Source organism: Sulfuricella sp. (assembly GCA_041651995.1).
In the GTDB taxonomy this organism is placed as follows: domain Bacteria; phylum Pseudomonadota; class Gammaproteobacteria; order Burkholderiales; family Sulfuricellaceae; genus Sulfurimicrobium.
The window spans coordinates 438,006-460,730 of record JBAZID010000001.1 but is presented as its reverse complement, the minus strand read 5'-3'; the positions used below and the strand labels follow the sequence as shown (position 1 = coordinate 460,730).

General features: G+C 58.7%; 26 protein-coding genes. 5 read left to right on the top strand and 21 right to left on the bottom strand.

Annotated features, from left to right (window positions below; genetic code table 11):
* Positions 1 to 55 precede the first annotated feature (55 nt).
* The 5 genes from WC392_02185 to WC392_02165 all read left to right on the top strand — a co-directional run bounded on the left by WC392_02185 (position 56) and on the right by WC392_02165 (position 3,146).
* The gene (locus WC392_02185; protein ID MFA5241164.1) at positions 56 to 526 is read left to right on the top strand and encodes an ankyrin repeat domain-containing protein; all 471 of its coding nucleotides are present in this window, start codon (positions 56 to 58) and stop codon (positions 524 to 526) included.
* Positions 527 to 562: 36 nt separating this feature from the next.
* Entirely contained in the window at positions 563 to 916 is a 354-nt protein-coding gene (locus WC392_02180) for a hypothetical protein (protein ID MFA5241163.1), read from the top strand.
* 10 nt (positions 917 to 926) lie between these two features.
* A complete protein-coding gene (locus WC392_02175; GenBank protein MFA5241162.1) occupies positions 927 to 1,547 on the top strand; it encodes an SCO family protein in 621 nt (206 codons plus the stop codon).
* Positions 1,548 to 1,646: 99 nt separating this feature from the next.
* A complete protein-coding gene (locus WC392_02170) occupies positions 1,647 to 2,369 on the top strand; it encodes a c-type cytochrome (protein MFA5241161.1) in 723 nt (240 codons plus the stop codon).
* Positions 2,370 to 2,375: 6 nt separating this feature from the next.
* On the top strand, positions 2,376 to 3,146 hold the full coding sequence (locus tag WC392_02165) for a hypothetical protein (protein ID MFA5241160.1): 771 nt from the start codon (positions 2,376 to 2,378) through the stop codon (positions 3,144 to 3,146).
* On the opposite strand, the gene menD is transcribed toward WC392_02165, so the two are convergent.
* The 21 genes from menD to WC392_02060 all read right to left on the bottom strand — a co-directional run bounded on the left by menD (position 3,100) and on the right by WC392_02060 (position 22,705).
* Positions 3,100 to 4,785, bottom strand: a complete 1,686-nt coding sequence (gene menD / locus WC392_02160) for a 2-succinyl-5-enolpyruvyl-6-hydroxy-3-cyclohexene-1-carboxylic-acid synthase (protein MFA5241159.1) — start codon at positions 4,783 to 4,785, stop codon at positions 3,100 to 3,102. The two genes, WC392_02165 and menD, sit on opposite strands and share 47 nt — an antisense overlap.
* Positions 4,778 to 6,103 (bottom strand): isochorismate synthase, encoded by a 1,326-nt coding sequence (locus WC392_02155; protein ID MFA5241158.1) that lies wholly within the window; start codon positions 6,101 to 6,103, stop codon positions 4,778 to 4,780. The genes menD and WC392_02155 overlap by 8 nt, the downstream gene beginning before the upstream one ends.
* Before the next feature lie 26 nt (positions 6,104 to 6,129).
* Positions 6,130 to 7,362 (bottom strand): fatty acid--CoA ligase family protein, encoded by a 1,233-nt coding sequence (locus WC392_02150; protein ID MFA5241157.1) that lies wholly within the window; start codon positions 7,360 to 7,362, stop codon positions 6,130 to 6,132.
* A gap of 3 nt (positions 7,363 to 7,365) precedes the next feature.
* Positions 7,366 to 8,097, bottom strand: coding sequence for a class I SAM-dependent methyltransferase (locus WC392_02145; protein MFA5241156.1), 732 nt, complete (start codon positions 8,095 to 8,097; stop codon positions 7,366 to 7,368).
* Between the two features lie 39 nt (positions 8,098 to 8,136).
* Positions 8,137 to 8,964, bottom strand: coding sequence for an ABC transporter permease subunit (locus tag WC392_02140; protein ID MFA5241155.1), 828 nt, complete (start codon positions 8,962 to 8,964; stop codon positions 8,137 to 8,139).
* A 118-nt stretch (positions 8,965 to 9,082) separates the two neighbouring features.
* The gene (locus WC392_02135) at positions 9,083 to 9,514 is read right to left on the bottom strand and encodes a nitrous oxide reductase accessory protein NosL (GenBank protein ID MFA5241154.1); all 432 of its coding nucleotides are present in this window, start codon (positions 9,512 to 9,514) and stop codon (positions 9,083 to 9,085) included.
* Positions 9,511 to 10,377, bottom strand: coding sequence for an ABC transporter ATP-binding protein (locus WC392_02130; protein MFA5241153.1), 867 nt, complete (start codon positions 10,375 to 10,377; stop codon positions 9,511 to 9,513). The genes WC392_02135 and WC392_02130 overlap by 4 nt, the downstream gene beginning before the upstream one ends.
* A gap of 82 nt (positions 10,378 to 10,459) precedes the next feature.
* Complete coding sequence (locus WC392_02125; protein ID MFA5241152.1) at positions 10,460 to 11,428, bottom strand: NapH/MauN family ferredoxin-type protein; 969 nt, start codon at positions 11,426 to 11,428, stop codon at positions 10,460 to 10,462.
* Entirely contained in the window at positions 11,428 to 12,267 is an 840-nt protein-coding gene (locus WC392_02120; GenBank protein ID MFA5241151.1) for a 4Fe-4S dicluster domain-containing protein, read from the bottom strand. Before WC392_02120 ends, WC392_02125 begins: the two co-directional genes overlap by 1 nt.
* On the bottom strand, positions 12,264 to 13,607 hold the full coding sequence (gene nosD, locus WC392_02115; protein ID MFA5241150.1) for a nitrous oxide reductase family maturation protein NosD: 1,344 nt from the start codon (positions 13,605 to 13,607) through the stop codon (positions 12,264 to 12,266). Before nosD ends, WC392_02120 begins: the two co-directional genes overlap by 4 nt.
* 170 nt (positions 13,608 to 13,777) lie before the next feature.
* Positions 13,778 to 14,752: a hypothetical protein gene (locus WC392_02110; GenBank protein ID MFA5241149.1), complete on the bottom strand. Its 975-nt coding sequence runs from the start codon at positions 14,750 to 14,752 to the stop codon at positions 13,778 to 13,780.
* Positions 14,753 to 14,908: 156 nt separating this feature from the next.
* On the bottom strand, positions 14,909 to 15,640 hold the full coding sequence (locus WC392_02105; protein ID MFA5241148.1) for a c-type cytochrome: 732 nt from the start codon (positions 15,638 to 15,640) through the stop codon (positions 14,909 to 14,911).
* A 65-nt stretch (positions 15,641 to 15,705) separates the two neighbouring features.
* Positions 15,706 to 16,026, bottom strand: a complete 321-nt coding sequence (locus WC392_02100) for a cytochrome c (GenBank protein ID MFA5241147.1) — start codon at positions 16,024 to 16,026, stop codon at positions 15,706 to 15,708.
* Between the two features lie 161 nt (positions 16,027 to 16,187).
* Entirely contained in the window at positions 16,188 to 18,482 is a 2,295-nt protein-coding gene (nosZ, locus tag WC392_02095) for a Sec-dependent nitrous-oxide reductase (GenBank protein ID MFA5241146.1), read from the bottom strand.
* 173 nt (positions 18,483 to 18,655) lie between these two features.
* Complete coding sequence (locus WC392_02090) at positions 18,656 to 19,069, bottom strand: thioesterase family protein (GenBank protein MFA5241145.1); 414 nt, start codon at positions 19,067 to 19,069, stop codon at positions 18,656 to 18,658.
* 28 nt (positions 19,070 to 19,097) lie between these two features.
* Positions 19,098 to 19,580, bottom strand: coding sequence for a hypothetical protein (locus WC392_02085; protein ID MFA5241144.1), 483 nt, complete (start codon positions 19,578 to 19,580; stop codon positions 19,098 to 19,100).
* Between the two features lie 99 nt (positions 19,581 to 19,679).
* A complete protein-coding gene (gene menC / locus WC392_02080; protein MFA5241143.1) occupies positions 19,680 to 20,741 on the bottom strand; it encodes an o-succinylbenzoate synthase in 1,062 nt (353 codons plus the stop codon).
* Entirely contained in the window at positions 20,725 to 21,249 is a 525-nt protein-coding gene (locus WC392_02075) for a TlpA disulfide reductase family protein (GenBank protein ID MFA5241142.1), read from the bottom strand. Before WC392_02075 ends, menC begins: the two co-directional genes overlap by 17 nt.
* A complete protein-coding gene (locus WC392_02070; GenBank protein ID MFA5241141.1) occupies positions 21,246 to 22,127 on the bottom strand; it encodes a 1,4-dihydroxy-2-naphthoate polyprenyltransferase in 882 nt (293 codons plus the stop codon). Before WC392_02070 ends, WC392_02075 begins: the two co-directional genes overlap by 4 nt.
* 2 nt (positions 22,128 to 22,129) lie before the next feature.
* Entirely contained in the window at positions 22,130 to 22,417 is a 288-nt protein-coding gene (locus tag WC392_02065) for a HigA family addiction module antitoxin (GenBank protein ID MFA5241140.1), read from the bottom strand.
* A gap of 9 nt (positions 22,418 to 22,426) precedes the next feature.
* On the bottom strand, positions 22,427 to 22,705 hold the full coding sequence (locus WC392_02060) for a type II toxin-antitoxin system RelE/ParE family toxin (GenBank protein ID MFA5241139.1): 279 nt from the start codon (positions 22,703 to 22,705) through the stop codon (positions 22,427 to 22,429).
* Positions 22,706 to 22,725: the final 20 nt, after the last annotated feature.

Genomic DNA, 22,725 nt, shown 5'->3' with positions numbered 1-22,725 from the left:
GTATTTTAGCCAATGCCGTCAGTGGCATGAATTGATTTTATAACAGGATGAAGAAATGACCCCAGCCCGCATTATTACATCGATTGCTAGCACTATTGCGCTGGTCGCCAGTTTTTCTGCCTCTGCCGTTACCATACACGAAGCCGTGAAGGCCAGGGATGCGCAGGCAGTCAGCAAATTCATTGCCGCAAATCGCGGCATGGTAAATGCAAAAAACGATCTGGGCTCAACGCCGCTCCACATCGCGGCGAGCACTCCCGCGCCGGACATCACCAGGCTGCTGCTCGACAAGGGTGCGGCCGTCAATGTAAAGGACAGCAGTGGTGCCGCTCCGCTGCATATCGCCGCGTTCTCCGGCCAGAAGGCGAATCTTGAGCTGCTTCTCGCAAAAGGCGCCGATGTGCATGCCAAGGACAATCAGGGGAAAACCGCGCGTGATTATGCAGACACTGCCGTAAATCGCGAAATTTCGGCCATCTTGTTGATCAAGATGCTGGCCACGCCCGCACCGGCGGTGCGGAAATAAAAGACCCAATATATTTTGCTACAAAAGGAAAAATTGATGATGAAACGTTTTGCTCTTGCCCTGTGTCTTCTGGGCCTTGCCCTGCCAGTTGCCGCGGATTCCCATTCCGATGCCGGATTGGCGGAAGTGCGTGATCTGGGGCTGCTCAATGGCCAGGCACTGGCCTGTTCCTACAAGCCTGCGGCTACGCGTATCAAGGCGGTTATGATCGAACATGCGCCCAAATCACGGCGCTATGGAGAGGTTTTTGAGTCGGCCACCAACGAGGCTTTTCTTGCCCAGGTTAAAAAAGATCCGGCTGTCTGCCCGGACGAGTCCGCGCTCACCAGCAAGGCAGAAGACTTGACGGCACGTTTGCGGGCCGCCGTTCCGGCTCCCGCGTCCCAATAGGATATTCGCCATGAAAAGATTATGCCTTGCTGCCCTCGCCGCCGTGCTGATTGGCGCGCCCATCGCATGGGCCGAGGTTGCGCCAGCGGACAGCGAAGAGCAGCCGGAAGCCGGAATCGTCTCGCGCTACCTGCTCATGGATCACCGGGGGCGTGCCGTTACCGACCAGGATTTTCCTGGCCGTTTCCAGCTCATTTCCTTCGGTTACACTTTTTGTCCGGACATTTGCCCAACCACTTTGGCGGAAATGTCGCTCATCATGGGTAAACTGGGCAAACAGGCCGATCGTTTGCAACCGCTGTTCGTCACGGTGGACCCGGAACGTGACACGCCGGAAGTGCTGCGCCGCTATACCGCTTTTTTCCATCCCCGCATTATTGGGCTCTCCGGTTCGCCGGAACTGGTACGCCGGGTGGCGGACCACTTCAAGGTGCGCTATGAAAAACACTGGGAACCGGGGGCCGCGAAGGATAAATATTCGGTCGATCACTCGGCCGGCATGTATCTGCTGGGGCCGGATGGGCGCTTCCTTGCCAAGTTCGCCTATGCCTCGCCGCCCGCCGAGGTGGCCGAACGCATCCGGCGCTTGATGGATGAACGGCCCTTGCCGGCGGATGGCGTTCGGGATTAAGCCGGATTTTCTGAACTCCTGTTCCAGATCAAGTTCAAAAATGAGTGGAAAAGTATAAAATTGTCCGTTTAATCGCAATAAACTCGAGATGGTGTCGTAATGAAAATACTGGTGGGGCTGTTCGCCCGTTCTCCTTCAAAAGAAAAAATGGCATGTCGCAATAGCGGCAAATTTCTGGCGGGTTTTTTCGCGTTGGCGCTGGGTATGTCCAGCCTCGAAGCAAATGCTTTCGATGCGGAAAGCGCCCGTGACATGATGGGGGTCTGCGCGACTTGCCATGGCGAATTCGGCCAGGGCGGCTCGCGCGGCGAATATCCCCGGCTCGCCGGACAGTCGGAAAAATACCTGGCAAGCCAGCTGGAAAGTTTCCGTGCCCGGAAGCGCATCAACTTTCCAATGTTCCCCTATACAGAGGAACGCGATTTATCGGATGTGGATATCCACAACATTTCCGCCTATCTGGCATCCATCAAGCTACCTACCAAACCCCCCGTATTCAAGGGCGATGAGGATGGTTTGACCCGTTTGCAGATGATGGAAAAAGTCATGATCATCGGGCGCTCCGAAGGCGATATCGAGAATGGCGGCAAGGTCTACAAGAAGGAGTGTGCCTCCTGCCATGCCAAGGACGGAGGGGGGCGGGGATCGTTCCCGATGCTGGTGGGGCAGTACACCAATTACCTCATGAAGCAGATTACCGGCTATATCAACGGCGAGCGTCCGCACGATGAAGAGGATTCACGCGGCATCCTGGCCCAGTTGAAGGACACGGATATCCGCGACATTCTGGCCTATCTCACTTCGATCCAGCCGCAGGAATAAACCGGGATGGCGGGCAAGATATTTCTGGCGGTGCTTCTTAGCCTGTTTTCCTGCCTCGCTTGCGGGGATCAGCCCTTGCCCGGCGGCAATGCCGGTCAGGATATTGAAGAATGGTTCCACACGCTTTCCCGCATGGCGCCGGATCGCCTTGCGGAACTGGATGGGCGGACTTTTTCCTTTGCCGTGGATCTCGACAACAGCCCCGGCTTCAGCATGGATTTTGAAGCGGCAAGCGGCACGCTCACGCTGCTGTACCGCATGGCATTCAACAATGTCGCGGAAGGATGGAGCTGGGAACCGCTGGCCAATCCGGAAAGTAGCGATTATTACCGCGTCAAGTTTCTACCCCTGAAATCCACCCAGCAGGAAAAGGCCGGGCCGGTTGAAGTGGAAATTTATCCGGGGAAAAGGCTGGAAGTCCGGAATGTGTGGCGTTATGACTATTTCCTGGCCTTCGAAAATCTCTATGATTTTTATCCGCGCGCGGTGGATGACGATGCCGGTTTTGGTGCCAGGATCAAGACTTCTGGACTCCCCGCGCGGGCGCATCTGAAAATGCTCGCCGTGTTTCGTCTGAAAGCACCTTATCACTCCGAGAGCAACACGTTCTGGAAAGCCGATTTTGCCGATCCGGTGGACCTCACCCTGAGGAAGCGTTACCTGATCGGACAGCTCGAGGAAATCCGCTTTGTGGATAGCGAAACGGGGCAGGTCTACCTGCGCCAGCAACCTACTCCGCCACAGCCGCCCAGTAAGCCTGATGGCGCGCTACACTGACCTCCCGCTCAACCATCACCTCGATCAGATGCGCGCCGCCCGCGAGCGCACCCGCCAGGGCCGTAGGGAAATCCGCTGCCCGGTTGACCTTCTGATAGCCTAGCCCGTACATTCTGGCCGCATGGGCAAAATCCAGCCCGAGCGGCGTCAGCCAGGCTCGCTCGAAATGCTCCAGTCGAGACTGCGGCAGATATTCGAAAATTCCGCCACCGCCGTTGTTGCACACGACAAATACCACATCCAGTCCCCGTGCGGCCAGCAGGCCGTTCATATCGTGATAGAACGCCAGATCGCCGAGCAGCGCCACCACCGGTGAGCTGCTGCCGGCTGCCAGGCCAGCGGCGGTTGAGACGTTGCCGTCGATGCCGCTCGCGCCGCGATTGCCAATGATCCGCAACCGCTTGGCGCCGCTGCCGGAATAGGTATCGAGATCGCGGATTGCCATGGAGTTGCCGCTGAAAAGTGTAGCGCCATCGGGTAGCAGGTCCACTATGGCACGCACCACTCCGGCTTCCAGCGGCGCATCCTGCTGCGCCAGCCTGGCGGCTCGCTGCTCTCCGGCCTGAAATGACGCCAGCCAGGATGCGGGTGCGGCAAGTTCGATCGCTATTTCCAGCTGACGGCACAATACGGCGGGATCAGCCCTCAAGACTCGCGTGGCCTGATGCAGCGGATCGGGCCAGCGGCCGTGCGCATCCACCACGATGTGATCCATGCCCGGCTGTGCCACAAGAAACTGCTGCAAGGTTTTGGAGACCGGCATGGCGCCGAAGCGCAGCACCCAGTCCGGGCGCAGGCTATCGTGCGCACTGCCGCGGCGCAAAAAAGCGTCGTAACGGCAGAAGATGGATGCCTGCTCATGGCTGCCGAAGCGCAGGCCGGAAAGCGGATCGGCCAGCACCGGGCAGGCCAGTTTGCCAGCCAGTGCGGTGACTGCCGCAGGGAAGCCGGGGCCATGATCTCCGCCGCCGCACACGATCAGGCCTTTTCTTCCCGCCAGTTCGCGCGCCAGCGTTGCGGTTTCCTCGGCGGGCAGGGACAGGAGCGGATGGCTGACCATGACAGGTGCCATGCTTTCCGCTTGTACCGAAGCAAGGGGTACCAGCGGCTCGCGCAGCGGCACGTTGACATGCACCGGGCCGGGCAGGGGCCAGCGGCACTGGTCTGCCACCCGCGCGGTCAGCGTGCGCAAATATTTCAGCATTTCCTGTCGAACATCGGCCGGAGGCAGCTCGTGGAAGGCGCGCACATGGCCGCCGAAGAGGTGCATCTGGTCTATGGACTGGTTGGCGCCGCAATTGCGCAACTCGGCCGGGCGGTCGGCGCTGAGCAGGATCAGTGGAATTGCGCCCATGTCCGCTTCGATCACGGCGGGATACCAGTTGGCTGGTGCCGAGCCGGAAGTGCAGATCAGGATGACGGGTTGGCGGCAGGCCTTGGCCAGCCCCAGGGCAAAGAATGCGGCGCTGCGCTCGTCCACTTGTATCCAGTTTTTCAGACCTGTATGGTGCAGACAGGCCAGCGCCAGCGGCGTGGAGCGCGAGCCGGGCGAAATCACCGCATGCGTCACCCCGCCCGCGGTCAGACCATGGATCAGGTGGCTGGCCCAGACCAGGTTTTCGCTGGCTGCTTCAGCCATGCCCGGCTCCTAGCGCATGCAGCATGGCAGCGAACTTGGCTTCGGTTTCGGCCAGTTCCCGCTGCGGTTCGGAGCCGGCCACGATGCCTGCTCCGGCATAGAGGTGTGCCACTTTTCCCTGAAGATGGGCACAGCGCAGCGCCACTGCAAATTCGCCATCCCCGTTTGCATCCAGCCAGCCGATGGCGCCGGTATACCAGCCTTCGCGCTGTTCGCCCTGCTGCGTCAGCCAATCCAGTGCGGCCTGTCGCGGGTAACCGCCGACAGCAGGGGTGGGGTGCACGCGCTGCAGCAGATCAAGCAGGCTGACCCCCGTTTTCACGCGGCCGCGCAAGCTGCTCCACAAATGACGCAAATGACCAAGGTGCAGAATCCGCGGGGCATTGGGAACCTCCAGGCGGGCGCACAGTGGACGCAAGGCCTCGGCGATGGCCTGCACGACCAAGCGATGTTCGCGTCCGTTTTTCACGTCGGCGAGCAATTTCCGGTCTGCGGCTGGCGTGGCTTGCCCCTCGCCCCATGACGTGCCCGCGAGCGCATCGCAATACACTTCCCTGTCCTGTAGCCGCACCAGGGTTTCCGGGCTGGCGCCGAGGAACACGCCGCCATCCGCCGTGCCTGTGGCAAACAGGGTGCACGAGGGATAATGCTGTTCCAGATCCGCCATGGCCCGGGCCGGGTCGAAGTTCTGCCCGGTGCGAAACGATACCCGGCGGCTCAATACCACCTTGTCCAGCTTGCCCTTGCGAATATCGCGCACGGCCTGTGCGGCCCGCCCCAGCCATGCCTGATCAGTCTGGGCGTCGTCGAGGCGCTGTAAAGGGCCAGCCGCATGCGCATCGCCTTGCTGAACAAGCGCAGTCATCAGCTGGCGCAAGCGCGCAATGGCGGAGGCTGTGGCTGCGTCATCGGGGGGGGCAGGAAAAGTGAATGTCAGCGCACAAGTTTCACCTTGCCGGCGCAGCAGCAGTTCGGGCACGCTCAGCTGCGCGGATGGCAGTGATGCATGGCTGTCCGGCTTCGCCGCAAAGGCAAAACCGCCCAGTGCAAGAGGATGCAGACCGGTATGATCGGCGTCTTCATGGCGCCAGTGTTTGCGCCAATCATCGAATGTCCCGCTCAGCCTGGACCAGCGTTCCTCGCCTTCAGCCCGGAACGCCACTGCCGCGCCTAGCCCCAGAATTTCATGTTGTGCGGCCGGTCTGCTCCAGTAAAACAGTTCATGAAAGGCGCCGGGCAAGCCGGTGCAGTGGATTTCGGGTGCGGCCAGCGTGACGCTGAGGAGGCCGGTGCCGGTATTCTCCGCGTGCTGCAGCACGGCCTTGAGGCGGTTTTCGATCTGCGTCAGAAAGTCCGGGTCATCGGGGCGGAAACGTTTCGGCCTAGGGGCTGATTTTCCACGGCAAGGGCCAGTGCAGGCAAGTGCTTCCGCTCCAGCTTGCCCATGGCATTGCGCGGCAGCGCGGCAACGGCAACGAAGCGGCGAGGGCGCAAATGACTGGGGAGGTGTTTTCTGCACCAGTCCTGCACTGTGTTGCAAGTGACGCTGCCAACCAGCAGGGCGGTAAGGCGGTCGCCCCACACTTCGTCGCTCACGGCGGTGACCGCGACATCGCTTACGCCCGGGCAAGTGAGCAGCAGGCCTTCCACTTCGGCAGGGTGGATATTGACGCCCCCGCTCACCAGCATGTCGTCGTGGCGGCCCAATACCACCAGATTGCCGCGTTCATCGAAATAGCCCCGGTCGCCGCTGACAAACCAGCCATCAAGCAGGCCATGGCCGGCCTCATGCGCGGGATTGGCATACCCCCTCATCACGCTGGGTCCACGCACGCGGATGCGGCCTTCACCCTTTACCGGCTGTCCGTTTTTATCAATGATTTCTACGCTTATTCCCGGCAGCGGCGGGCCGGCCATGCCCTCGCACCAGTCGCCTGGAAATGCGGCCAGCGTTGCTATCTGCGAGGCAGCTTCGCTCATGCCGTAGCTGGGACAGATGGGCCAGCCTGCCTGATGTGCCCGCTGCGCCAGATTTGCCGATAAAGGGCCGCCGCCGATCAGGGCATATTTCAACTGTAGCGGCGGCGGGCCGGTTTCCAGCAGGCGGGCGAGCATGGCCGGCACCAGGGAGATATGGGTCACGCCATGGTGTTCCATGTCCTCTCTCACCCGCGCCGCATCAAACCCCTGGTGCACAAGTACGGTGGCGGCCGCTTCCGTGCAGCGGTAAAAAATGGCGATGCCGCCGATGTGATGAAAAGGCAGGCAGGCCAGCCAGATATCGCCCGGTTCCAGTGGAATCCGGCTGCGGCTGGCTCGCACCGATGCCTCCAGATTGGCCGCGCTCAGCATCACCTGTTTGGGCTCGCCCGTGCTGCCGCTGGTGGCGACAAGCAACTCGGCGCTGCCGGGCAGTTCCGCCTGTTTTAGCAACATTGCCAGGCGTTCCGGCAGGCAGTCCGGCCTGGCCGACAAGAGGGCCGAATAACTGAAAATCTGGCCCTCCACCATCAGCGCCGGGGCGTCCGGCTCGCTTGCTGCGGCACGCTCAAGCCAGCGGGTGAGCAGGGACTTCATGGTTCAGAAGGGTTTGCTGCCACGATGCAGGCAGGCGATGCCGAAGGACAGGTTACGGTAGTTCACCGTGGTAAAACCGGCCCGTTCCATGATGCGTTTCATTTCCTGCTGATCCGGAAAGCGGCGGATGGATTCGATCAGGTAGGTGTAGGCTTCCGGGTCGCGCGCCACCCAGGCGCCGAGGCGGGGTATCACGGTGAAGGAAAAGAGGTCGTAGAAAGGCTTGATGGGCGCCCAGGGGCGGGAGAATTCCAGGCACAGGAAGCGGCCTCCGGGCTTGAGCACCCGCAGTGCTTCCTTCAGCGCATCGTCCAGGCTGGTGACGTTGCGGATGCCGAAGGCGATGGTCATGGTATCCACCGTGTTGTCTGCCAGGGGAATGCGTTCCCCTGTGCCTGCCAGCCAGCGTAAGGCAGAAGGTTTGCCCATGCGGCCGGCATTCATCATCGCCAGGCTGGGATCGCACACCATGATTTCCGCCCCGCCCGCGGCCATGAGCGCGGCTACATCACCCGTGCCACCCGCGAGATCCACCACGAGCTGTCCCGGCAGCGCAGCGGCTTCGCGCGCCAGGCGCCGCTTCCACAGCCGGTGGATGCCCATGCTCATGAGGTCGTTCATCAGGTCGTAGCGCGGCGCCACGCTGGTGAATACGCGCCGGATCAGACGGGTGCGCTCGTCCTCGGCGACGCTCTGATTGCCGAATGTGCGTGAAATATCGTAGCGGTCAGCCATCAGCGATCAGCTTTCAGCAAAACCACCGCTGACAGCTACTCACGGCAGGTCGCCGCGACGGAACGTGAAGTAGCCGGCGGTTGCGCACAGGGTGCCGATGACAAAAGGGTAAACCAGGCCGTAGATCATGAAACCGGTTGTTCCCATCGTGTCCATGATCACGTAGGCAGCCGGCCCCAGTACGATCAATTGCGGATCGAACAGCATCAGCGCGGCGGTGCGGAATACCTGGAGCGGGTTGGCCAGCGCGACCATGACGGCCACTTCGGGAGCGGCATGGCCCTGGATCATCACGCCCAGCAGGATCAGGTCGAGGAACAGCAGCATCGCTAGCCATACGACGAAGGCGGCGCCCTGGGCCACGTCGGTGGACCGCGCCAGGGTGGAGATCAGCATGGCGATGCCGAGAAAACACCATGCCATCGCGGCCAGCAATCCGGTGTAGTAGAGGAACATGTTCCAGGGGACTTCGATGTTCTGCACCAGCGACCATAATGCAGCACCCAGCATGGCCAGGAACACCGGCAGGAAGACCACGAGGTAGCGCCCCAGCAGCTTGCCCCAGAACCAGGCGCCCAGCGATACCGGCAGGGAAAGCAGATATTCGAACACGCCTGCCTCGCGGTCGCCCGCGACCGAGCGCACGGTGGAAATGAGCACGAAAATGGGCAGGATGGCCATGCACAGCTGGATATAGGTCACCAGCAGGCGCGACAGCCCGATAAAGCCCAGCACGCGCGATTCGGTCAGGCCGAAGGCGAACAGCATGGCGACAATGCCGCCGAATACCAGGCTATAGATCATGAACCAGCGCGCGCGCAGCGATTCAACCACATCGAGTTTGGCGGTAAGCCATAAGTTTTTCATTCAAATTTCCCAAGACAATGATTCGAACCACGGAGCGCACGGAGAACACGGAGTCACAGCAGCAATACTCGTCTTTCTCAGTGCCCTCCGTGTTCTCCGTGGTTAATCGCTTTTAATGCTATTTCCCTTTTGCCAGAACCTGTTTTCTGGCTTCCTCGTAATTCACGCTGCCCGGCTCCGGCAGCGCCACCGCGCCGAAGCCGTAAGCCATGGGCGTCATCTTGTTGGGTATATACCAGGCTGTGCGAGCCTCAATCCACTTGTTGGAGCGCATGTCCATGACCCAGATCTCGGTGGCCGGATCATCGGCCCAGGGCTTGTCCTTGAGCCAGAACACCACGCAGCCGAAGTCGTCGAACTTGTAAGCCTGATGCTTCGGTCCGCCGCGTACCTGGGCGGCATAACGCTTGTCGCTCAGGGCCATGTTGCAGCGTACGCAGGTGTCGCGGTCCCATTTGACATCCACCGGCCCGGTTTTTGGTTCCTGCTGGCAGGCGCCCAGCAAGCCCAGCAACAGCGCCATGGCGGCCAGCCTGGGCAGATGGCTCACGCTTGCTCCCCAACATTTTCATCGAGGCTGATCTTGGTCAGAATGCCGACATAGCGAGACAGCATCCCGATAAAGCGCAGCCGATCCGGTCCGGCCACGCTGCCCTGCCATTCCAGTCCGTTGCCGATATCCTGGAAATTCCAGCCTAGCAGCGCTTTGGAAATGGACTCCTCGGTACGTCGCAAACTCAGGCGGCAGGCCAGCATGCCGGTCAGGGAAACATCGTCCGCCACGCGATCATCCAGCACTACCTTGCCACGGTCCAGCTCGATCACGCGATTGACCAGCGCCGAAACTTCATCCAGGCGGTGGCTGGAAATCAGCATGGTGGTGTTTTCCAGACGCTCGGCCAGCAGACCAAAGAAAATCTGGCGTGCTTCCGGGTCGAGGTTGGCGGCGGGTTCATCCATGATCAGGATGTTGCTGTCGCGTCCCAGGGCAATGGAGATCAGCAGTTTCTGTTTCTGCCCGCCGGAGAGTTTGACGAAAGGCTGGGATTTCATCTTGTCCAGATCCAGGCCAAGGCGCCGGGCAATTTCTTCCATGCGTTGTTTTTCGCTGTTGCACACCGCGGCTGAAAAAGTCAGCAACTGCCCCACCGGCATTTTTAGCGGTGGCGGCAACTGGGGCACGAAGCCTATTTTCCCGAGCACCTGCTGCCGGTTAGGGCGCGGGGCCAGTCCTTGCACCGACACGCTGCCATCGTAAGTGTATTCGCCCAGCAGGCAGCGAATCAGGGTGGTTTTCCCGGCGCCGTTGGAACCCACCAGCGCGATGCGCTCGCCCGGCATGATAGAGAGTTCGAGCTCATCCAGAACGCGGTTGCGCTTGAAGGTTTTGGAAACTTTCTTGAATTCGATCATTTTTTGGCTTTCGGCATTTGGCAATCAGCTGTCAGCTTCCAACTTTCAGCAATACCCCCGCTGACCGCTGACTGCTTGATTTTTACATCAGTTTTCTAAGACCCTTGATTTCGAAACTCAAGGCGCCGCTTGGGCAGACATCGATGCACATGCCGCAGCGGGTGCAGTCCGCACCGATGTCCAGCTGGGCCGCCGGCGCGCGCCCCTTGACGATGCAATCGAGCACGTGCGGCACTTCGCAGACCTTGCGGCATTCGCCTTCATGATGGCAATTGGCCAGTTTGTAGGTCACATGCAAGGGTGAAAACACGCCGGTTATGCCATAGGTCAGACCAATCGGGCAGACGTAGCGGCACCAGGCGCGGCGCGAGTAGAACACCTCGAACAGCAACAGCAAAAGTACCCAGCCCAGCGCCAGTCCCGGGCCGTAGATCAGGGCCCGGCTGACGATGCCGGTTGGCGAGATGGCTTCAAATACGGTGTAGCCGGTGATGAGCGCCATCAGGGCAAACAACACCCAGAACACCGTGCGTACGCCGCGATGAAAAGCATGGTCGGTAATCTTCTTTTTTTCCACCAGATACACATGCAGCCGTTCCGCATTTTCCGCCAGGAAATGGTAGGGGCAGACCCAGGAGCAGAAGGTGCGTCCGCCCAGCAGCAGCCACAGAACAAAAACCGTACCGGTGCCGATCAGCAGGTTCACGATGATGTGCTTGTGCGCCAGCATCACCTGCAGGGCGGAATTCAGGTCTATCAGGTGAAAGCCCAGCAGGCGCGATGCGGTCAGCGCGCCTTCCAGTATCTGGATGTCGAGCCAGAAGGACACGGTGAACAGAAGGTTGATTGCAAGCAGCGTAATCCAGCGGCGCTTGAGCCAGACATGTTTCTTCTGGTGCTCACGCGCCTCGAGCTTCAATGCCTCGAAATCCAGCTTCTCGTTTTTCTTGTAGAAATGTATGGTCTTGGCTTCTTCGGTGTATTCGACTGGCTCCGGTTTGCGCGGATCGCCACCCAGCATTACCCGTGCCGATTCAAGGTATTTATTCATCAGACACTCCACCCTTTGCGCGCTTCAACCACGATGGCCGCAGTCTCTGGCGGACACACCATTTCGCATACCCCGCAACCGACACATGGCTCGTGTACCACGGGTGTTTTGATCGAAACGCCTTTTTCGACCACGGTTTCAAGTGAGATCGCGCCCTTGATCGGACAGGTGCGCACGCACAGGTCGCAAAGTTCCAGATCGTAGGGATGATCACGCAGGGGGATGGGTTTCCAGCGGTCCACTTCCATGAATCGCATCGTTCCCTCGAATGCTGCTCCCCGTGCTGCGCCCTTGATGCCTTTCCCTTGCCGGGCCAGGCAATTCTCCGGCCGGACCAGTACGGCAAGCCCGGTGCGTTCCTTCAGGTTCAAAGTCGGTTCGGGGTCTTTTTCCTTGGCAAGCAGGATGGGCGGGTTCGCCATGACCATCTCGCCGCGGGTTGGCAGAAAACCGGGTTTGTCGTAGGCCAGCGAACCGGTGGGGCAGGCCAGAATGCACTGCACCGCATCGCAGGAGAAATCGCAAGCCTGGCTGCGCGAATCGATATAAGGCACCCCGACGCCGAAGCCCTGATCGAGATCGTCAAGCTTGATCGCCTGTACGGGACAAACCTGGACACACTGTCCGCACTTGATGCAGGACGAAAGGAAATCCGCCTCTTCCAGCGCGCCTGGCGGTCGCATGCGCTGTTTCCATGCCCGGGCCACCGGGATGTAGCCTACAGTGGAAATGCCCAGTATCGCTGTGCCCAGAACAATCGAGCGCAGAAAGCGCCGCCGGGCTTCCAGCTTGCGCTTGTTGATCAGGGGATTGCTTGGCTTTGGCTTCTCGGTATTCATTTTTTACCCCGCTTCCAGGGACTGTTAAACAGTGGTTTTTCATCTTTAAGCAACAGGGTCGGGCTTGAAAACGGCGCCAGACGTTCAAGGAAATCAAGTACCTCAAGCGCAGGCGATATCTTGAAAAAACGTGCCTGCGGGATTTCCATCCATAAGCGGTCCGCATAGTCATACAACTCATAGGAAGTATCACCGATGCCGTCGTTATTGCGGTCGAATCCCTCGTATTCATCCCAGAAATTCCCGCGCCAGGTATTGCGCTGGCCCGACCCGGCTCCGCCTACGGAAAGGGTGGAAATATTGCCTTCGAAGCTGTTGCCCACGACTTCATAGCCGGCAAGGTCGCTGTTGAAGGCAATGGCGATTCCGTTGTAGGCAAGCCGATTGTTCTTCAGGATGATCTTGCTGTCAGGCTGGAAGGGAGACAGGTCCGCCGACAGGCCGAGCGCGCAATAGATGATCTCATTGCCTTCGAGCAGTGCGTCGCTTGCTTCCTTGAAGCCGATGCCCATTCCGGTTGCGCCGGTGGCATGCGAAATCACGTTGTTGCGCACCAGCGAATGATCGCTGTACATCAGGTATACGCCCACCGCGTTATCGTAAAACCGGTTGCTTTCTACCACGTTGTTGTGGGCGAACATGAAATGGATCGAGTAACGGCTGCGCGCCCCGTAATTATGGTAAAACTTGTTGCCATTGGAGTACCAAACCACCATGTCGCGCGAATCAACCACCTGATTTTTTTCGATGCGGTTGTTCATGCTGTACCACAGGCGCAAGCCATCCCCCCGCACGCCCAGATCCGCCGGTTTGGAACGGATGCGATTGCCGCGCACCGTATTGTTGTTGGACTGTTTCAGGTCGATACCGAAAAGGCAGTCATCAATAACATTGTTTTCGATCAGATTGTGGTGGCCGCGCACATTCAGGCAGGCATCGTCGCTATCGTGCGAGCTTCCCGACCCCTTGAGGTGCAGTCCGCGCAGTGTGACACCATTGGTTTCAACCACGAACACCGTGCTCTTGTTGCCTCCATCGATGCTGACTTTGCCGCCGCCATCGATTGTCAGCGGCTTGGTAAGATGCACCGGGCCGGAGTAATTGCCAGGCTTGGGGCGCAGTATGGAACCGGCGGGCGCGGCATCCACCAGTTCCTGAAAAGGCCGAAGTCCGTGGATTCGTTTGTCGCGCAGATAAAGCGGAACCAGGTGCACCGGTTTGTCGACATCAACGCGTGGCATGTTGTTCATGTCGGCGCTCAGGCCGACGCTTCTTTCTGCTTCATCGTCACCGCCAATCACGTCGCTGCACAGCCCGGTCAGCGGTATCGCCGGTAGCAATAACAGAAAAAATAATCCCCACAACCTCATGGCTAATTCACACCCTCGATATGGGGACGTCTTTTACAAACAGATTGGTCTGTAGACATAGATGAAACTCGGAACAGATTCTGGATAAAGTCCATTTCTGTGCGGCAGGAGTTTGCCGCACAGAAACTCCTGGGATTCACCTAGTCAGTGCCTGGCTGTTCGCGCATCTGCTTGCGGCGGATCAGCAGGGCAAGCAAACTTGCCGCACTGGTGCCCAGCAGCATTGCATATCCGTAGTAGGGATAGGAATAGGTGCTGAATTGAGCCACTTTGCCTTCACCAAATACGGTCGGCATGAACGGCTTGACGGTAAATGCGCCCCAGGGATGCAGATTGTGGCCGAAGAACCACAGCCAGCCGGCATAATCCAGCACGAAGAAAACCGGCAACAATGCTGGAACCAGCGCCAGAATCAGGGTGAAGCCACGAATTTTCCATACGCCAAGCAGAAGAATCACCATGGCAACAATCAGCCCGCCAATCGAAACCTGGGTGGCCATTTTCAGATTCGCTACCCAGCGGCTCAGCACCTCGGGTTGATTGAAAAAAGTGGCTGCGGCATCGTGATAAACCACGGCAAATTTGTCCAGATTTCCCAGCACGAGCTGGTCAGTCACCATCCAGGCGCTCACGGCGGCAAAGCCTGCCCCAAGGACGATAATTCGCATCCTGCGTTGCGCCATCATGAAACCAAGCAGCATCACGGCCATGAAGCCGAAGATGAATTTGGCCAGGCGGAGTTCAACCGGGGAGCCGGTGAGAATGGGGTACATGCCTACGTAGTGGTTGATGGTGTTCATTTCATGCACGCAATCGAGGCCTACCTCTTGCTCTCCGGTCGAAGAAGAGCCATCGCGGTGCGACAGATCGTCGCCAAGATCGGCCTGAATGGTTTCCTGAGCCATCCGCGTGGATTCAGCAGGCGCTTTGCAGCCGTTGTAAACACCATCAAAGTGGAAATGTATGCGGATGCCGTCCGGGAAGGCTTCCTTGGGGTAGTTCGGGGCGGTTAGCGATACCCACCAGATCGGGCTGAAATAGGCCCCTATCATCAGAACAAGGGCAATAAGGGTTAGTATTCTGACTTGCGTCATCTGTTTTTGCGGACTGTTCATTTTTTATCTCTCGTTAGGCTTCAAGCGTTAAAACAGGTCGCCTCGCCTCCGTGGAAGTGGATTGCCGTGCGGGCCGGCATCCCTTCTCTGATATTTGGTGCTGCTTCCAGGCAACGGGGAGCGGAAGCGTGTCTCGCTTCCGTCCCGAAGTGGAGATTACTTCTTCTTGGCTTTGCCGCCTTTACACATTGCGCCCGGCATTGTCATGCTCGACTGGTAAGCGGAAATCGCTACCAGTTGCTCGTTGGTGTAAGGCTTGATGATCTTCACCATGTCAGGGTTGGCATTGCGGCGGTGCCCGTCACGGATCTCGGTCATCTGGCGCAGCAGATACTTGTAATGCTGGCCGGCGATCACTGGGTAGAATTTTTCCTTGTTGCCTTCGCCATTCTTGCCGTGGCATTCCTGGCATTGCTTCTCGTAGAGGTCCTTGCCCTTGGCAACCTGCATGGCGGCATCAGCACCTTCATATTTGCCATGGTCAACCGGGATACACAGTTTCTCGATATAAGCCGCCACGTCCGCCAGTTCCTGCGCGTCGGTCAGGGTCTGGGCGAATGGATACATGGTAGGGTTGTCGCGCAGGCCGGCACGAATGTCAGCCATCTGCTTGATGACTACGGTGGTGTGCTGACCAGCCAGTTGCGGGAAAGTACCATCGGGGCGGCCTGCGCCGGATGGCAGGTGGCAGGCGCCGCAGACTTCATAGGCTTCCTGGCCGGCTTTAACGTCGCCCTTTTTGTGCAACGCTTCAATTTTCTCGCCTTCCTGGGCGTTCCATACATAACCCTTGCCTTCGATACCCTCTTTCTTTGGTGCAGGGGCGCTTGCCAGTGCGATAGTTGGTGCCAGTACCAGTGCGATTGCTATTGCTAAGCTTTTTTTCATTTGGTTTCCTTTCTTGATTCGATTAAACGGTAATTACGGGCATTTTCCTGCCCAAGCGCCGAAGCTTAGGGTTTCAGCTTTGAAACATACTCGGCAATTGCTTTGATCTCTTCATCGCTCACGATGACCATCACGCCCTTCATGGCTGCGCTGTTACCGTTGGCACGCGTACCGCTCTTGATGTCCGCCATTTGTTTTTCAATGTACTTGAGATTCTGGCCGGCAATTTTCGGATAGTCAGGCATCAGTGTCTTTTTGCCGTCCTTGCCGTGGCAAGCGGAGCAGGTCTTTTCCGCATACAGCTTGGCACCATCCAGTGCATGGGCCGGTATTGCGGCAAGCGCCATTGGCAGGGCACATAGCGTCATCAGGGTCTTCATTTTCATTGCAGCGTTCCTCCTTTAGGAAAATATTAAAACAAAATTAACCACACTATAAACAATATAGCTTAGCCGCGCCACAAACATTGATATGAATCAATTATTCGGTGTCTGAAAAAGCAACGGGGAGCATCATGCTCCCCGCTACTTCAGGTATTACCTGTTACTTATTTCACTTTCTTGGCGCCATTCTGTTCCAGGAAAGTCTTGGCACGCAGACCGATGTCAGCAGCCTTGACCTGGTACTGCCACCACTGGCCAGCCCAGAGGGTTGCATTCTGCCAATCGCTCTTCTTGGCAGCTTCTTCCATCTTGGCCTTGGCTTCCTGCGCTTTGTTGAGCTGGTCGGTAGCGTCTTCAACCAGTGCAACTACCGGTGGGAAGTCCTTGTAGTTGACGCTGGTGATGTAACCCACCACGCTGTCGATCACGGCCTGGGTTTCTACGTTGGTCTTGACTTGCTTGTCGTAGTCAGCCTTGGTGTAAACGGCTTTTGCGTCAGCAACCTTGACTTCCTTGTAACCCTTAGGCTTGACCAGCAGGTAACCTTGCATCTCCAGGTGCAGCGCGGAGCAGAACTCGGTGCAGTAGTAAGGATACACACCTTCCTTGTCAGCCTTGAACTTCACCTGAACGGTCTTGCCCGGTTCGATCGAAGCATGCACGTTGTAGGTGCTCACCGCGAAGCCGTGGGTTTCGTCCTGAGCGCGCTCAAGGTTGGTCAGGTTGACGGTAACTTCGTCGCCCACTTCAACTTCAATGGTTTCAGGTGTGATGTGCGAACGGATCAAGGTGCCGAATACTTCGACCTTGTTGCCTTTCCTTACGGTCTTCTCTTCACCTGCGCGTACCATGCCTGGGTGCGGCTTGTCGGTACGGCTGTCAGTACCCACTTTGTAACGGATACCTGGCTTGAGCGTTTTTGCATCGATGGCTACTACATAGTGCGGCTCACCCAGCGGCAAAGGCATGTCGTACAGGAGTTGCATCTTGTCGTTGGCAATGTCGATCAACTGGTGGTTTTGCGGATGCAGAGGACCAACCGGATTGAAACGATCGATGGACAGCTTGTTCAGCGCCACCAGGTAACGGCCTTTAGGATCTGCCGAGTCGCCTTCCATGGTCATCAAGTGACCGATGTTGTAATGGATGGAGAGCTTGTCCAGTACCTTGCCTTCGCAGTAGTTCCACTTTGCTACCTGTGAATCCACATACAGGGAGGTGTAGGCCACGCACTGCTTGGAGTCATACTGGGTATGCAAAGGGCCCAGACCCAGTTGAACCTGCTTGTGCAGTGCGTCCTGCATGGCGATCACAGGGATGCCGTAGGGATCCTTGCTCTCGAACTTGCCAGCCTTGATTGCAGCCTGGATTTTCTCGAAGCTGAACACGGAAACGTGGGTGTCCAGTTTGCCGGAAACGGTGATGAACTTGCCGTCTGGAGTTACGTCCACGCCGTGCGGGCTCTTTGGTTCAGGAATCAGGAACAGGATGCCTTCCTTGATCGAGGTTTCCATCATCAGCACGTTGTGTCCGTTGATCTTCTTGGCTTTGCCTGCCTTGACCAGCTCGGCGGCTTTTTTCCAGTTGATCACGTGCATGTAGTCGGTGTCTTTTGCAGAGCAACCGGCTTCATAAGGTGGGCGGCCTTTTTCGATACCGCCAACATAACGCTCGGTACAGAAGGAGTTGGTGAAGGACCAGCCGTCGGATACCAGTTTGCCGGCATCGGACAAGTCCTGGCTATACGGTGGCAATTCGAGGGAGAAGGACTGCTTGGGATCGAGCTTGCCTTCCTTGCGGTCGAATTTCCAGTAAGTCACGCCGCCGCGGTATTCTTCGTTGAAGCGCTCCAGCGGAACAAATTTCTTGTTCGACAGCGGGGTTGCGTACTGAGCGGCTTCGATTACGTATTCGCTGTTCGGGGTAACGAAAGCGCCACCGTGCTCCGATTTGTAAATCGGGTTGACCACGATCTGCTTGGTTTCGAAATCGCGCAGGTCGATCACTGCCAGACGCGGGTTGGCCTTGTCGTTGATGAACAGGAACTGGCCGTCATACTTGCCGTTGGTTTCGGAAAGTGCCGGGTGGTGGGTGTCGCCCCAGTTGATTTCCTTGCCGTCGATATTGCCTTGACGCAGTACTTTCTTCGAGCTTTCATCGAAGCCGTAACCCTGCCATGGCTCAGGCGTGAACACGCCGATGTATTTCAGGATGCGCATGGACGGAATGCCATACACGATCACCTGGCCAGACTGACCGCCGGAGCTGAAGGCAATGAAATCATCGCGCTTGCCGGTGGGGACGTAGGTTTTGGATGCTGCCAGCAGGTCCTGTTGCGACAGGCCGCGGCGCTTCATGACATCCTGCAGTGACTCGGCGGCCCAGGCGCTGCTCGCAGCCCCCAGCCCCAATCCAGCTGCAACCAGCAGCGATGTCGTTCGTAGACTGAACGGTTTCATCTTTTAGGCTCCTTTTTTAAGTTGAACTTCTTGACGGTTCTGCATTACTAAATGCAGTGCGACATTTTGTCACAGCATTATGTCCGCCATTAGACACCCACTCCTTGATTCAGGTCAAGAATTGATGCGTTCTTGAACGTTCGCCTGGTTGGGCGGAATTGCCGGGAATAGGGTCAGGAAGTCAATTCTTTGCAGTAGGGCTGGAGTAAATGACGGAGGGATGGTGGCAATTTGCCGGCGGTATTGACGTGGGGGTCGAGATAAACATGCACGGTGCGGACCCTGGCAAGCAGGCCCGCGGCGGTTTGAAATGCATAAACTACGGAAAATGAGGTTTCACCCAGGGCTTCGATTTCCAGGATCACGGTGATCTGCTCCCCGTGACGCAGCGGCTGGAAGTAATCCGCGTCGGCATGAACAACCGGCAGCCGCTCACCGGCACTGATCATGGCGCAGAGATCCAGGCCCAGATGAGCCATGAACGCTTCATAGGCATCGTGCGCATGGACAAACAGGCGTGCGAAAAACATCACGCCGGCGTGATCCACGTCGTGCAGGCGCACCTCGAAAACGTATGAATGATTCATGCCAAAATTCCCTGTGCCAGGAAACGCCCTAGAATGCCGGTTGATCCTTTGGGAGTATAACCCTGCTCAGGAAATCCCAGTTCATCCGTATCAGGACATCGTTGCTCAAGCGCAAAGCTCTTTGCGCAGAGCGGATTTTGTCGAGCAAGCCGGTGATTTCGCCGGCGAATCCCGCGCTGGCGAAATGCTGGTGCCATTCATCGCCATCCAGGTCTTCCTCATCGATGTCGCGCCAGAAAAGCTTGGTGAAGCGCTCGTAGGGCACCGCTTTGCCGGCAAGGATGTCGTTCCTGATATCGCGCGCCCAGCGGCTTCGTCTCTTCATCAGCCCGCCCGCGCCCTGGTGAACGGTCACGGTCAGGTAGGCGTGGATATCCTCTGGCCGTTTTATCTGGACAAGTTCGAGGAAACGCGCCCTCTCCGTGGAATCCGCAATCAGGTCCCGAATCGCCGAGGTCGAGATTTCGAGGCTGACACCGGTTTGAAATGAGTGAATTTTGTCGAGGTACATCAGATTTTCCTCCGGAAAGAAAAATTCGATTGGAAAATCGTGGCAAGGTTCATTTTGGAAGAAATAAACCTGGGTCCTTGAAGAATGCGCGGCTGATGGTCAAGGCGAAAGAGGGGGGCAATGCGGCTTTTCAATCCCGGGTATAAAGCCAAGTCCGGGTCTTATGCCCACTATCAGCGCACCGCGTTCGGGACGCGGCGCGCAGCCGACATCCTGTTTCAGCCAGCTCGAAGTGGCAAGGCCGTGATGCAGGCCATTGTTCAAGGCCGCGGCAAGATGCAGCGCGGCGAGGGTGCCAGCAGCGCTGTCCACGCTGGTGGTCACCACGCAGGCCATGCCGGCCTTGCGTGCCCGTTGCGCCGTCTCCAGCGCAATCTGCAAGCCGCCCAGAAGCATGGGTTTGAGCACCAAACGCTGCACCGGCGCAGCGGAAAGCACCCGTTCCAGGTTCAGGTCAGGCAGGGATTCATCCAGTGCCAGCGGGATTGCAGTCTGCGCCTGCAGGGTTGCGAGACCGGTCAGGCCGGGCTGTGCCAGCGGCTCTTCCAGCATATCCAGCGGCAGGTCGGCCATGCCCGCGATAAAGCGCCGGGCATCCGCCATGTTCCAGGCGCGATTGGCATCCAGGCGCAGCGCGATGCCTGCCGGCAGATCCGCGGACAGCCGCCGCAGCATGGCCAGTTCATGCTCGACAGGCGCCATGCCGACTTTCAATTTGAGCACCTCAAAACCCTCGGCGATGGCAGCCAGAGCGCGCGGCAGCGTACCCGCATCCAGGGCGCCCAGGGCGGCATTGCAGCGCACCCGCTGCGCGGCATCAAGAGCCAGCCAGCACGCCAGGGGCTGACCGGCCTGCTGCGCGGCCAGGTCGCCGAGTGCCACATCGGCTGCGCAGCGCACGGCGGGGTGCAGGCGGGCGGGGAGCAGGCAGTGCCGGGCTGCTTCCATACCCATGCCCGTCAGGGCTCGCGCCAGTGCTTCCAGTTCTTTTCTGGCATCGTGCGCCGGCAGAGGGGCGCAATCGCCCCAGCCGGTCAGGCCCGCATCGGTTTCCAGCCGCAACAGCCAGCCATGCCGCGTGGTGAAACCGCCCTGCGCGCTGGCCCACTCTGCCCGTAACGGCAGGTGATAGGGGATGATCCGGCTAGCGCGTATCCGCACCAGCCTGCTCAGTACTTGCGAGTGCCGCCTGCAATGCCTGCTCGATGCGTGCGGCGCTCATTGGCCCGCGGCGGGTGTCGACAATATTGCCCTGTGCGTCGAGCACCAGGGTGAAGGGCAGGCCCGCCACCTGGTTGCCCAGCTTCTGCATCAGGGCGATGCCCCGCTCCTTGCCGGTCACCAGGGGGTAGTTGATGCCATAGGTGCGGGCAAAGTCCTGCACCAGTGCGTTGTTGTCCTCCACCGCAATGCCGAGAAAAGCCACGCCACGCTCGCGGTATTGCTCCTGTGCTTCTATCAGGTCCGGAATTTCCTTGCGGCAGGGCGGACACCAGGTCGCCCAGAAGTTGATCACCGCCACCTTGCCCCTGAGCTGCTCCAGCGCGAATGGCTGGCCCGCCAGATTATTGAAAGACGCCTGGTACAGCGGCGCCGAAGAAATCCCGTCCGCTGCCCGGACACCCGGAGAAAGGCACAGGGCCAGCAGCACAAAAATCACGAGTTTCATAACATCATTCCCATACTTAACAGAACACCAAACAGCAGCTGTAATTGCGCCGTCTGGGCCAGAATCTGGTTGAAAACCGGGCCCACTGGCTCGGTGGCAAAACGCTGCAGCAAGCGCATGGCCCAGGGCAGGGACAGGAAGGGCAAAGCCGCGCCCCACTGCATGCCGGTCAGATTGGACAGTACCGGCATCAGGAGATAGGGCAGAAATAGCAGCAGGCCATATTCGATCTGGCTGCGCCCGCGTCCCAGGCGCACCGCCAGGGTGTTTTTGCCGACCTCCCTATCCTTGTCCAGATCGCGGTAGTTGTTGACCACGATCACCGCTGCCGCCAGCATGCCAAGCATTGAGGCGGCGATGAAAGCGGCCCAGTCAAGGCGGAAAGTCTGTAGATAGAAGCTCCCCATCACCGCCCCGAGCCCAAAAAAGAGATACACGAACACCTCTCCCAGCCCGGTATAGGCCAGCGGGCGAGGGCCGCCGGTATAGGCCCAGCCGGAAGCCAGCGCCGCCAGGCCAAGCAGCACAATCGGCCAGCCACCATGCCAGACAAGATAAATGCCGCAGACAAATGCCAGGGCAAAGCAGCCAATCGCCGCCATTTCGGCCTGGCGTGCGGTCAGCCAGCCGGACGCCACCGCCCGGGCCGGGCCCAGCCGCTCCGGCGTATCCGCGCCGCGCGCGAAATCCGCCGCATCATTGTGCAGATTGGTGCCGATCTGGATCAGCAGCGCCGCGACCAGCGCCACGGAAGCGGGCAGCCATAGCACCGTGGCTGTTTCCAGCCAGGCCAGCGTGGTGCCGGCCAGTACCGGCGCAAAAGAAACCGAGAGCGTCTTGGGGCGTGCGGCCAGCAGCCAGGCGTGGAGCGGTTTCAACCTCAGGCTGCCACGCGCAGTGGCGCCACATGCTGGCGGGGGCGTTGTTCCGCTTGCCAGAGATCGTAGCTTGCCTGCATGCGCAGCCACAAACCGGGAGGCTGGCCGAGCGCTTCGGAAATTTTGATGTCCATTTCAGCCGTGATTCCGGCATGCTGGTTCAATAACCTGGAAAGGTGAGGCCGGGATAAGCCCAGGTGAGCAGCCAGCTCTCCCACGGTGAGACCGAGTTCCGGCAGCACATCCTCTTTCAGAATTTCGCCCGGATGGGGCGGATTGTGCATACGCATGGTGTGCTCCTAGTGATAGTCCAGATAATCCACGAGTTCAACTTCCCCGTTTTCGAAGCGAAAAATGACGCGCCAGTTCCCGCTCACCGTTACCGACCAGAAGCCGTTCAGAACCCCGCTGAGCTTGTGAAGCCTGAACCCCGGCACATCGACTTGCCCGATGACCAGAGCCGCATCCAGAACGCCGAGAATGCGCTTCAAGCGTGGCGCATGATCCGGGCGGATACCCGCTTTGGAGCCTGTTTCATAGAAAACCTGAAGCCCGGCATGGCGGAAGTTTTTAATCATGGCAAATTGTAGTCTGTATG